The following is a 10,011-nucleotide window of genomic DNA, read 5'->3' on the forward strand; positions in this document are numbered from 1 at the left end:
AATATCTTGGTGCAAGCTGATTTCCTGCTATTTCAATCTAGACTAAACTAGACTTTAGTTCATAGTTGATCCCAAGCATGGAATAGGAATAATTTAGGAACCGAGGAGATCAAGAGGATTCTAGCTTCCAATCAACTGCCAGAACCGATCATCTTCTGAAATAGCCTCAAAATCTGGGTCATTACTCGCCTCTTCCCGATACCTTGGATTTAGCTCAATCGCCTGCTCTAGGTTTTCCACAGCTAAGGTGACTTGACCCTGGGAAGAATAAACGATTGCTTTGTTATAATAACCAGCAGCATACTCAGGTTGAATCTCCAAAGCCCGATTAATGCTTTCCAATGCCTGATCATTCTGTTCTAGCTTGACTAAGGTAGAACCTCTGTAATTCCACGCTTTATGGGAGTCGGGATTTAATTCAATAGCCTTGTCAAAAGAGGCAACAGCTTCTTGGTATCTTTCTAATACATCCAGAGCCATGCCTCGATTCAACCAGGCTACTGTATTATCTGGCTGAACTTGAACAGCTTGGTCGAAGGATCCAAACGCGTCTTCATGCTTTTGTAGCATTCCCAGTGCTACTCCTCGGTCAACCCAAGCTTGATGATAGTTTGGCTGAATTTCTAAGGCCTTGTCATAGGAAGCGATCGCATCTTCGTAGCGTCTCAACCGTCTTAGGGTCATGCCCCGGTTTAACCAGGCTTTATAGTGGTCTTGCTTGAGTTTAACCACCTTATTCAAAGCAACCACTGCTCCTTCATACCGCCGCAGTTCCATTAAAGCCAGACCTCGTTGATACCAGCTATCTGGGTCATCTGGCTTGATCTCAATTACTTTGTCATAGGAAGCGATCGCATCTTGATACTGCTGTAATTCCCATAATGCCATACCTCGCTGGTACCAAATATCAGGGTTATTCGGTTGAAGGTCAAGAACTTGATCGTAGGAAGCGATCGCATCTTGATACTGCCCTTGAGAGAATAGAGTATTCCCCTGATTCACATAGTCATCTGGATTCAAGAACAACTTAGGATGGTTCGATTTGAGGCGTTCTAATTGTTCCGTCAGAGTTTGAGTGTTTTGCAGCACTTCAGACAGAGCAGCTTCTGCAATGGATGTTGGGGAAATCTCTGCTAGTTGTTGTATAATCTTATCCTTCTCTGTTTGAGCATCAGATTCGACCTCAGACAGCTGAGCCGCCAAGGTTGTTTCCAATTTGTCCAGATTTTGAATGATTATATCTTTTCGATTTTGAATGTCCGACTGTAAATCAGAAAGTTGAGTTTTAGCCTCTGTTTCTAATTTTTCCAGACTCTGAATGGTCTGAGCCTTCTGGGTTTTAATTCCTGACTGAGAGTCAGAAACCTGAGTGTTCAAGTTAGTCTCTAGCTCTTTCAGATGCTGGATAGTATTATCGATTTCCCCTTCAATCTTCGACTGATATTTTGTGATTTGTTCAGTAATGTCAGTCTCTAATTGCTCTAGCTTCTGAAGGGCTAAATCGATTTTATGTTGAGCTTTTTGTTCAGCCTCGACCTTAATATCAGATAGCTGAGGAGTAAACTCTGTCTCTAGCTGTTTTATATTTTCTAGTATTAAATCCCGTTGCTGTTGAGCCTTGGCTTCAAGTTCAGACAATTTTGAGGCAAACTCTGTCTCTGATTGGTTCAGTTTCTCCAATACTTTATCTTGATGCCCTTGGACATTGGCTTTGAGTAAAGATAGTTGAGGAGCAAAATCAGAGGTGAGTTTTTCTAGATTCTTGAGGTAACTGTTCCTTTCTTGATCAGCCTTTGCCTTAAGCTCAGACAGTTCAACAGCAAAATCAGACTCTGATTGATTTAGTTGCTGCAGGACTTTATCCTTATGTTCTTGTACATTCCCCTGAAGTTCAGATAGTTGAGGAGCAAAGTCAGCACTTGATTTTTCTAGGGTTTGCAGGTAATCTTTGCTTTGTTTTTGAGCCTTGGCTTTCAATTGAGACAGTTCGGAGCCAAACTCTGTCTCTGATTGGTTCAGTTTCTTCAGTATTATCTCTTTCTGGCCTTGCACATCAGCCTGGATTTTCGATAATTCTGGAGTAAATTCAGCACCTAATTTTTCGAAATCTTTTAAAGTTAAGTCCTTTTGGTTTGCCGCAGTTTCTTTCAGATCAGACAGTTCGGAGCCAAACTCAGTCTCTAATTGATTCAGTTTCTTCAGTATTGTCTCTTTCTGGCCTTGCACATCCCCCTTGAGTTCAGATAATTGGGGGGCAAACTCAGCGCTTAAGTTTTCTAGATACTTCAGAAAACTATCCCGTTGCTTTTTAGCGTCTTGCTCGAGTTTAGACAATCTTGATGCCAAGTCAGTCTCTAATTGTTCTAGCTCTTGTTGAGTATCGTTTTTTTGCGTCTTGATTGTCGTTAATGCCTGTTGCTGGGACTGAGACAATTTGGATAGCAGCTTAGATAGATTTTCTCGTTTAACACTTAGGTCTTCTTTAAACTCTGCCGCCTGCTGATCTAGCTCCAAGGCAATGTCTTCAGTTTTTTCTAGGATACTTTGAACATTTTTATTAGCACTGGCAATCTTATCTTCCAAGTCAGTCAGTTCATTGAGGTGAGCTCTCACGATTTGGGCAACCTCACGAATCACAGACCTTCTTAGCAGCCACAACGCTGCGATCGCAGCCACCAGTAGCAGTACCAGAGTGACCAGCACAACCAGCAAAACATTAGACAGGAGCGTCACCCGCTTAAAGCTAAGATTCGCGTCAGTTTGAACTGGCTTTTGACTTGAGCTCTGAGCGACTATCTGTTTTGGAGGGTCAGGTTCGATGGATTGGGCACTGCCAAGGCCAACAGGCAACAGGAAGAATGACAAAACAATAGTGCTTCGCCACACCAGTGCTAACATGTCTTGATTTTTAAGCTTCATCAGAACGTCCTTTCTCTGTTGTTGACACTCCCCGGGCCTTAAGGCGCGGGGATTCTTTCTTCCCAGGGATTCCGACGAACTTGCCCTCAGAAAGCATCTTGACCGTGTGTCCCACGGCTGCAAGCCCACGTAGGCAGACTACTTGAGCGGCTGCCACATCTCTATCTGTGGTATAACCGCAATTTTCACAATGATGGACACGCTCAGCCAAGGTCTTTTTGCCAGTTTCAGTTAAACAATTGGGGCAAATTTGGCTAGTCTTTTTAGAGTCTACTTTTTGGAAGTAAACTCCACGTTTAAAGCAGCACTGCTCTAGTATTTGGAAAAACTGACCCCATCCTGCATCTAAACAGTGCTTACCCAGCATACCCCTGGCCAATCCTTTCAGGCTTAGATCTTCAACAAAGATCATTCCAGCCCAATCACAAAGATTATGAGCTAATTCCCAATGGTAATTCTTCCTGACGTTAGCGATTCGTTCGTGTAACTTACTGACTTTTGCTTGTGCTTTGCGACGGTTACTACTTCCAATACGCTTCCTACTTACCTTCATCTGCAGCAATTTAAGCTTGCGTTCGAGGCGCTTAAAAGGGCGCGGATTAGGAAACAATTTACCGTTGCTGACGGCTGCAAAATGTGTAATTCCCACGTCAACACCCAATGGTTCCCCATGAGGCATAATCTGGGGAATATCCACATCCCATTGCAAAGTCAACATTACATACCAGCCAGTAGCACGCCTGACCACCCTGGCTTGCTTGATTACAGCATCTGCGGGTATTTCCCGTGATTGCCACATCTTCACCCAGCCAATCTTGGGTAATTTGACTCTCCCGGATTCAACCGGTTTGACTCCTAGTTGTGGAAAGACAAAAGACCGCATTTGCCCCTGCTTCTTGAAGCGGGGAAAACCATGCCCTTGCTCCCATATATTAACAAAGGCTTTTTCTAGTCTTTTGAGGGTTTGCTGCAAAACATGGACTTGAACAGCTCTAAGCTCTTCAATAGCTTTCCTAGCAGCAGTTAACCCACGGCACTGACTGGCATAAGTGGGACGTTTAGTATCGGCTGAAATGATGTACTCACTACGGACAGAGCAAGCGTTAATTACACAACTACGAGATTTATACCAATCCTTTCTTTCCCCTAGTCCATAGTTATAAACTTTGCGACACTGTTCAAGCCAGTTTTCAAACAAAGATACTTGCTTAGCGTTAGGTTTTAATTTGAACTCGTAGGTTAGATTGAACACTTTGCTCACCTCCAAGTCTCAACTAGATGACATTCTTGAGCTAACGAAAGCGCCTTAATTCAAAGACATAGGATTTTTAAAGCCTCCCTAGAAGGGCGGGGCTTGAGACCCACTATTTTTGGTCATCTTGTGCTTCCGATAGAGGCTCTATCTTACGTGCCAAGATCAACTCCCCTACGTGAACTACCCCAATCCGCTTCACTGAGATTGGGGCGCGCCCTTAACTCAGCTCATGGAGAGACGGTTTTATTCGTCTTCGGAGCTTCCCGCTTCAATGGGTCACGCCTTTTTGTACTTGTACAAATTGGTCTTACTGTCCCTCCACAGGCTCAGAAGCGCGTCCCACAGTCCTAGACTCAACTCGCCACTCTGACCTTGGTATGACAACAATGGTCAACCAGCTGGGGCAAGAGTCTTCCCTGAACTCTGCTCTTTTTGTACCAAGCGTCTTACCGCTACGAACGGTTATCTGTTCCGAGACAGTCAGGCAGGTCAACAACCAATACTAAATTAGTGCCAAATAACACGATTTGACAACTCTTGAGGGGGAGTATCCATCCCCACCTTTTTGAAGAATGGGGAATTTCGTCCCGGAGACGAAACCACTCTTGCCTCCCCCGATTTGTTAAATCCATTTCTTCTAGTTTGCCACCTCCATGACTGAAAGGGTGAATGCCGTTTGATCCCAGTTTTCAAATCCGTAGACCAATCCGTAGACCACAGTTAACACACTGTTGGTTACACCAACAGCTCCTTCTCAGCTTACCGCCTAATCAGCTATGGCGCTATCCAAGCAATACAAATTCGTGAAAGTAAGGCTACAGATGCAGATGGCCAGATCGGAAGATGGCCAGATCGGGAGATGGCCAGATGAAATTGATGTGCAATTAATCCAGAAATTAACGAGAATCCCTACCTTCAGCAAGGCAGGGATTCTCGTTAATTGGTATAATGTAGTATACTGTCAAGGAAACTTAGTACTAGTGCAGGGGAAACCAAAATAAGTAAAATGACCAGCTCCGACCTCTGTAGATGAAAGTGGTGACTTATTTCTGCGAGCCTGGACTAGGTGGAATCAGTAAAGTTTACGTTCTTCCCACAAGAAGCAGTAGTACGGTACACTGCCCAAGCCAGCATTAGTCAAAATTGATACCTTTATGACTGGGTTGGGTTCACAATTGTCTTCCTCAGATATCAAATCTAGGTTGGCCTGATTAAAGAAGATGCCTGAAACCCGGCTTTTGATAGCTTGGAAATTATGGGCCATCCCAAAGAGCACAGATAACAGCCTTTGCCAGACTACAGCAAAGGTTGGTTTGATGGTTTCGTTAATTGTTGTTAGCATGTCAACACCCTTTATAGTATAGATTGAAAAAAAATTGTCTAAAAATGCACCCTTTAATACCCATGGCCTACTTGCACTGGTTCAACCTTTCCAAAAGAAGCAGTAGTACGGCACACTGCCCAAGCCAGCATTAGTCAACATTGATACCTTTATGACTGGGTTGGGTTCACAATTGTCTTCCTCAGATATCAAATCTAGGTTGACCTCGTTAAAGAAGATTCCGGAAAACCTGGTTTTTATAGCTTGGAAATTATGGGCAATCCCAAGGAGCACAGATGATAGCGTTTTCCAGACTACGGCAAAGCTTGGTTTGATGGTTTCGTTAATTTTTGTTAACATGTCAACACCCTTTATAGTATGGTTCGAAAAAAAATTGTCTAAAAATGCACCCTTTAATACCGATGGCCTACTTGCACTAGTTCAACTGCTGTCTGTGGATCCTGTTTACCCTAGGCTTTGCCATTGAAGAGAGCCTCATTAGCCATACAACAAGCCCTAAGACATCAAGGCTATCAAGGGTGGTTTCTCCCATAGTTGTGGCTAGCATGGTTTTCTCCTTGACCTGACAGCAAGAAAACTAGTGATTTCAGCTGATCTACATTTGATAAATTTGGAAAAATCAAAAATGGTGGAATTTGTTCTATTTAATTACCCATTCTTGATTTATTTTCTAATCTTTAGATTTTATTTATATTTCTCTGGAGCTATCATCCCCAATTCCTCCTATTTTATATTTCTTAAACAAACAACCCTTGATGGAACGTCAAGTTTATGGTTAGCCAAGGGTTTTCTATGGTTTCGGACCAGTTAATCACCCTCGCCCCTGGCGTATCTTAAAGTTTTGTAATGTAATTTTTGATTTGAAATTACATGAGAATTTATTGCTATTAACTCATCCTTCCTCCAAGATGATCTGGGATTTTTGATCAAGAACTGGGCGACATCAAGCACCAAACTCGGCATCCTTGCGGTGCGACCCGTGGCGAATTTAATTCTTAATGGGTCAAGCGCACCGGAGGCGTTTTGAACCTAGAAGCTAGCTGCAACTTGCCCCTAAATGCGACGAGATTCCAGTCATCTCTATGGGGAAAATATTGAGGTATTTGGTTAGGTGTAATGTAGATTTCTTAATACCTAAGACTCTTAACACCTAACACCACGACACTAATTTACTCCTTCTACCTTGGCGATATCTAGAAGTGTCTTGAGTACCGAGTCAGGGTTCAAGCTGATGGAATCAATTCCTAACTCCACTAGGAAGCAGGCAAATTCCGGATAGTCACTTGGTGCTTGACCACAGATACCAATCTTGCGGCCATTTTTCTTGGCTTTTTCTATCACCATCCGCACCATCTGTTTCACTGCTTCGTTGCGTTCGTCAAAGATATGGGCAACTAAGGCAGAGTCACGGTCTAACCCTAGGGTTAATTGAGTGAGGTCATTAGAACCGATGGAGAAACCGTCAAAGATTTGGCTATACTCGTCGGCTAGGATAACGTTACTGGGGATTTCACACATCACATAGACTTGTAACCCATTGTTCCCTCGCTTCAAGCCATGTTTTTCCATTTCTGCCAGCACCCGGCGACCTTCATCAGGAGTGCGACAGAAGGGAATCATGGGGATAACGTTAGTGAGTCCCATCTCATCCCGTACCCGTTTGAGTGCCTTACATTCCAAACCATAGGCTTCCCGGTAGATTTCATCACAGTAACGAGACGCCCCTCGCCATCCTAGCATCGGGTTCTCTTCCCTGGGTTCAAATTGTTGACCCCCTAAGAGATTGGCGTATTCGTTACTCTTGAAATCTGACATCCTGACGATAACTGGTTTGGGATAAAAAGCAGCAGCAATAATGCTAATCCCGTTGGCTAGTTTATCCACAAAGAAGTCAGGTTTATGGTCATACAATGCTGTCAGCTGAGCAATTTCTTCCTTGACCGATGGATCTTCGAGTTCATCGAAGTGAATCAACGCCATCGGGTGTGCCTTAATGTGATTGGCAATGATGAACTCAAACCGAGCTAACCCCACCCCATCGCAGGGAAGAGAAGACAGACTAAAGGCTTTCTCTGGGTTACCCACATTCATCATGATTTTGGTGCGGGTGCGCGGTAGGTTGTCAAGGGGTGTTTCTTGCACCTCAAAGGGCAGCAACCCTTGATAAACCTTGCCTTCATCTCCTTCTGCACAGGAAACTGTCACTGGTTGGCCTGTCTTCAATTGGTTAGTGGCATTGCCACAACCCACAATCGCGGGGATACCCATCTCACGGGCAATGATGGCAGCGTGACAAGTGCGACCTCCTTGGTTAGTGACGATAGCACTCGCTCTCTTCATGATAGGTTCCCAATCCGGATCTGTCTTGTCCGTGACCAATACCTCTTTGGCTTGGAAACGGTCAATCTTGTTGACATCCAGAATTACCCTTGCTTTGCCTTGACCAATCATTTCACCGACGGCGCGACCGGTGGCTAGCACAGACGTTGCCTGCAATGTCTCTACATCGCCTTTGAGTTGATAATGACAAATAACATTGGTAGATTTCTGGGATTGTACAGTTTCCGGACGGGCTTGAACAATAAAGAGTTCACCGGTTTTCCCGTCTTTTGCCCACTCAATGTCCATGGGGGTGTAGCTACCCCGCACCTGGGAATAGTGCTCTTCAATGATGCTAGCCCATTTGGCTAGGGTGAGAATTTCCTCATCATTGATTGCGTATTTTCCCCGTTCTGATGGCGGTACTGATATATTTTTCGTCAGTTTACCGCCGTCATCATAGACCATTTTGACTTCTTTGCTGCCTAGACGTTTGTCTAGGATAGGGCGATACCCCTCTTGGAGAGTCGGCTTGAACACCAGGTATTCATCAGGGTTGACTGCTCCTTGGACAACGTTTTCACCTAAACCGTAAGCTGCCGTTACTAAAGCCGCATTTTTAAATCCGGTTTCGGTGTCGATGGAGAACATCACACCAGACGATGCTAGGTCTGAGCGCACCATTTTCTGGACACCGACAGAGAGAGCGACATCAAAGTGGTCAAAGCCTTTAACAGTTCGATAGGAGATGGCCCGGTTGGTAAAAAGTGACGCAAAGCATTTGTGACACGCTTGCTCAACCGCTTTTACTCCGTGGACGTTGAGATAGGTTTCTTGTTGACCAGCAAAGCTAGCATCAGGTAAGTCCTCAGCGGTGGCACTGGAACGAACTGCTACATCTGTATTGTAATTTGACTGTAGCCAAGTGTGCCGATATTCTGGGTCAAACTGCTCACAGAATTCCTGGGGATCATTGCCATAGCGTTGGCATAGTTGTTGGTAGGCTTGCGCGATCGCATTGGCTAGTTCTTTTGGGAATGGGGTATTGAGAATTAAGCTTCTCGCTTGCATCCCCCGTTGTCGCAAGTTATTGACATCTTCCACATCCAGGTCAGAAAATGCCTGGCGCAGCTTGGCTTCTAACCCAGCTTTGTCAATAAAGTATCGATAGGCATAGGCTGTAGTAGCGAAGCCAGTCGGTACTCTCACTCCTACTGGTGTAAGTTGTCGGATCATTTCCCCCAAAGAGGCATTCTTTCCCCCGACTATGGCGATATCGGCAATACCAACTTCCTCAAACCAGAGGACGAAGGCATTGTCTTTGGCACAGTCTTTGGCAGATAGTGGGGTTTTTTCTGGAGTAGTGGTGACCATATGATGCTTCTCCTGAGGTTTACTTCCAAGGGGAGTACAGATGGTTTTCTGCCTCAATGGGATTCAATGGGATTGTGAAAAGTCCGATGAAGCACCTGAAGTTTTGGCAGTTGCTGAACTAGCCTTAACTCAACGCTTAGCCTGTTCGGCAGACAACGTCACCTTATTATGACAGCGATGCCGGGCGGTCTTGGGGGAAACCCCCACTCGCGCTTTGCATCAAGACATCCTCAGGGAACATGCCATTCTCTTTACTCTAGCCTAGCCATTCGTTTCTCCCCTTCATTGAGCTATCAACTCTATCGGGGCTGATACTACTAGTTTAGTAAATTTTCCTCAAAGGAGGTCATCTTTCTTTACTTTATTTTATATACAACACCGATGTTGTTTAACTATAAATTAGAAATGATTAAGTAGAAGTGAGTAATGATTTAAATTTTTTATAGATATAAACAAGGCTATGAATTTAAGTTAATTTCCAGGCTTTGGGTTATCTCTCTAGATTTTTGTAGTTTATTTTACATAATTTCTCTGGAAGTTGTAGTTTAGTTGACATAACTTTTCTGGCATTTGCTATATGGTAAAAAACCTGAAGGAAATAGTCATAAATTTATCAATACCATTATTTTCCGTCTCTGGTGCAACAGGCACGGAAATAGCTGACCGCGAAAAATCCCCCCCTCACCCCCTTACCCCCTCATCTTCCAAGGAACTAGTCACCAATTTCTGCCTAGGTGTACTAATAATTACGGGTAATGTAAGGGGTCGTTATCGTTTCTAATCTAGTTGAGAATCATCCCTC

Annotated in this window: 8 protein-coding genes; 2 read left to right on the forward strand and 6 right to left on the reverse strand. The window is 44.2% G+C overall.

The annotated features are described in order from the left end of the window. Window positions 1–120: 120 nt before the first annotated feature. From F6J99_RS17890 to F6J99_RS17900, 3 genes are all read right to left on the reverse strand, one after another. Window positions 121–2,919, reverse strand: a complete 2,799-nt coding sequence (locus tag F6J99_RS17890) for a tetratricopeptide repeat protein (protein ID WP_293114076.1) — start codon at window positions 2,917–2,919, stop codon at window positions 121–123. After that, window positions 2,909–4,171, reverse strand: coding sequence for a transposase (locus tag F6J99_RS17895; protein WP_293114081.1), 1,263 nt, complete (start codon window positions 4,169–4,171; stop codon window positions 2,909–2,911). Before F6J99_RS17895 ends, F6J99_RS17890 begins: the two co-directional genes overlap by 11 nt. A 455-nt stretch (window positions 4,172–4,626) precedes the next feature. Then, window positions 4,627–4,806 (reverse strand): hypothetical protein, encoded by a 180-nt coding sequence (locus tag F6J99_RS17900; RefSeq protein ID WP_293114077.1) that lies wholly within the window; start codon window positions 4,804–4,806, stop codon window positions 4,627–4,629. Between the two features lie 189 nt (window positions 4,807–4,995). Here F6J99_RS17900 and F6J99_RS17905 point away from each other — a divergent pair, with 189 nt between their 5' ends. Then, the gene (locus F6J99_RS17905) at window positions 4,996–5,175 is read left to right on the forward strand and encodes a hypothetical protein (protein WP_293114078.1); all 180 of its coding nucleotides are present in this window, start codon (window positions 4,996–4,998) and stop codon (window positions 5,173–5,175) included. Between the two features lie 71 nt (window positions 5,176–5,246). Here F6J99_RS17905 and F6J99_RS17910 read toward each other — a convergent pair whose 3' ends face one another. The 3 genes from F6J99_RS17910 to ppsA form a co-directional block, all read right to left on the reverse strand. After that, a complete protein-coding gene (locus tag F6J99_RS17910; protein ID WP_293114079.1) occupies window positions 5,247–5,516 on the reverse strand; it encodes a hypothetical protein in 270 nt (89 codons plus the stop codon). An 81-nt stretch (window positions 5,517–5,597) separates the two neighbouring features. Beyond that, window positions 5,598–5,855, reverse strand: coding sequence for a hypothetical protein (locus tag F6J99_RS17915; RefSeq protein WP_070395900.1), 258 nt, complete (start codon window positions 5,853–5,855; stop codon window positions 5,598–5,600). 825 nt (window positions 5,856–6,680) lie between these two features. After that, entirely contained in the window at window positions 6,681–9,209 is a 2,529-nt protein-coding gene (ppsA, locus tag F6J99_RS17920; RefSeq protein ID WP_293114080.1) for a phosphoenolpyruvate synthase, read from the reverse strand. Window positions 9,210–9,249: 40 nt separating this feature from the next. Here ppsA and F6J99_RS17925 point away from each other — a divergent pair, with 40 nt between their 5' ends. Continuing rightward, a complete protein-coding gene (locus tag F6J99_RS17925; RefSeq protein ID WP_267876425.1) occupies window positions 9,250–9,381 on the forward strand; it encodes a hypothetical protein in 132 nt (43 codons plus the stop codon). Window positions 9,382–10,011: the final 630 nt, after the last annotated feature.

Source organism: Moorena sp. SIO4G3, from assembly GCF_010692305.1.
GTDB lineage: Bacteria > Cyanobacteriota > Cyanobacteriia > Cyanobacteriales > Coleofasciculaceae > Moorena > Moorena producens_A.

Coding starts and splice junctions, on each gene's coding strand:
- F6J99_RS17890 (WP_293114076.1), bottom strand. CDS start 2,919: ATGAAGCTTAAAAATCAAGACATGTTAGCACTGGTGTGGCGAAGCACT.
- F6J99_RS17900 (WP_293114077.1), bottom strand. CDS start 4,806: ATGGATTTAACAAATCGGGGGAGGCAAGAGTGGTTTCGTCTCCGGGAC.
- F6J99_RS17905 (WP_293114078.1), top strand. CDS start 4,996: ATGCAGATGGCCAGATCGGAAGATGGCCAGATCGGGAGATGGCCAGAT.
- F6J99_RS17910 (WP_293114079.1), bottom strand. CDS start 5,516: ATGCTAACAACAATTAACGAAACCATCAAACCAACCTTTGCTGTAGTC.
- F6J99_RS17915 (WP_070395900.1), bottom strand. CDS start 5,855: ATGTTAACAAAAATTAACGAAACCATCAAACCAAGCTTTGCCGTAGTC.
- ppsA (WP_293114080.1), bottom strand. CDS start 9,209: ATGGTCACCACTACTCCAGAAAAAACCCCACTATCTGCCAAAGACTGT.
- F6J99_RS17925 (WP_267876425.1), top strand. CDS start 9,250: ATGGTTTTCTGCCTCAATGGGATTCAATGGGATTGTGAAAAGTCCGAT.